Genomic DNA, 1,290 nt, shown 5'->3' on the forward strand with positions numbered 1-1,290 from the left:
CTCTGTATTACCTTGCTCAATCTGCTGTTTGAGCAAGCCAACAAGCTGTTTGGACTTGGCAAGGTCATTGCTAGCTTTAGTCAACATTGACTTATACGTAGCAAGCTGCATCTCTATATTACTCTTGTTATTTATCATGTTTACAAAGGTACTAAATTTCTGCGACATATACAACTATTTCTTGTTAAGAAAAGTTATATAACCACTTGTTTTTCAGAAGCTTACAAGATTTCAAAAACAACTTTTCCTCGTATTCCTTGTTTTTCTTTTCCAAAGCTTCTTTTGCTGTCAGAAGAGATTTGCGCTCTCTCAATAGGGCAAGCAGTGCTTCCTGCTTGCCCAAAATATACTCTTGTATCTCTACCATCGCATCCATGATTTCAACCTGACGCAGATTCATTCGAGAAATTTCCTCTCGAATCGCCTTTTCATCAGATGAACCTTGCTGTAATGAGACTTGAAGCTCTGCAACACGAGATTGCATACGCTTCAGTTCTGCATGCATGGATGGTATCAAACTCTTAATATCAGTATTCATAATATGATTTCCGTTTGTACGGATGTTGATAGCAACAGTATCAATGTCTCACGGCTTATCTTATGACAGCGAGCTGCCTCCAAGAAGCGAGGCTTGAGAAACTTACCATCATCAAACCACTTTTGGTATAAGACAAAACCATTGATATCATAATGTAATATTTTAACCTTGCGGTAATCCTTGGAATAGAAGATGAAGGCTTCATCATAACTATAAGGATCATGCTGCATTTTTTCACGGATGATTCCTGCCAAGCCCTCACGACCATTGCGCATATCAGTGGGTGTGGAACTCAAATAATAAGTTGTTCGAGAAGTGAAGTTCAGCATAGCTATGACATTTTACGCAGCAGTTCTGCAACTGCAAACAGGTTAGTACACTTGATTTCCATCTCATCACCAGTCGGAGACTTCAAAATCAGTCTCTCAACTTGCCAACCTGCAGGAGTTTGTTGCTCGGGAACAAAATTCTCCTCAACTGTCAAAGCGATAAACTCACCTTCGCCTAGCTTCTTGTTTTCATTTGGTTGAAGCTTATTTGAACGATATGATTTCTTAAACTCAATGAGCCAGTCATAATCCACTGCCTCATCCTTACAATACTTGCGCAAGCTACGACCTTTACGATTTTGGTTGTAATCCTGCATCACTTTTTCGAAATATTCCCTTGTTTCCATTATCAAATTGTTTTGATTACGGATGCAAAGGTAATATATTATATAGGTACCGCCATACGGGCTAATGGTGATTTAC

At 39.1% G+C, this 1,290-nt stretch carries 3 protein-coding genes; all 3 read right to left on the minus strand.

The annotated features are described in order from the left end of the window. Positions 1-184: 184 nt before the first annotated feature. The 3 genes from ACTQ53_RS17460 to ACTQ53_RS17470 are packed head-to-tail and all read right to left on the minus strand — an operon-like array spanning position 185 to position 1,214. Complete coding sequence (locus ACTQ53_RS17460; protein WP_441934577.1) at positions 185-538, minus strand: hypothetical protein; 354 nt, start codon at positions 536-538, stop codon at positions 185-187. Continuing rightward, positions 535-867 carry an IS66 family insertion sequence element accessory protein TnpB gene (tnpB, locus tag ACTQ53_RS17465; RefSeq protein WP_118201877.1) on the minus strand — a complete coding sequence of 111 codons (333 nt, stop codon included), beginning with the start codon at positions 865-867 and terminating at the stop codon, positions 535-537. Before tnpB ends, ACTQ53_RS17460 begins: the two co-directional genes overlap by 4 nt. A 2-nt stretch (positions 868-869) precedes the next feature. Beyond that, on the minus strand, positions 870-1,214 hold the full coding sequence (locus tag ACTQ53_RS17470; protein WP_203041574.1) for a hypothetical protein: 345 nt from the start codon (positions 1,212-1,214) through the stop codon (positions 870-872). Positions 1,215-1,290: the final 76 nt, after the last annotated feature.

The sequence above is a fragment of the Prevotella sp. Sow4_E9_plate genome (genome assembly GCF_052116205.1).
Lineage (GTDB): Bacteria > Bacteroidota > Bacteroidia > Bacteroidales > Bacteroidaceae > Prevotella.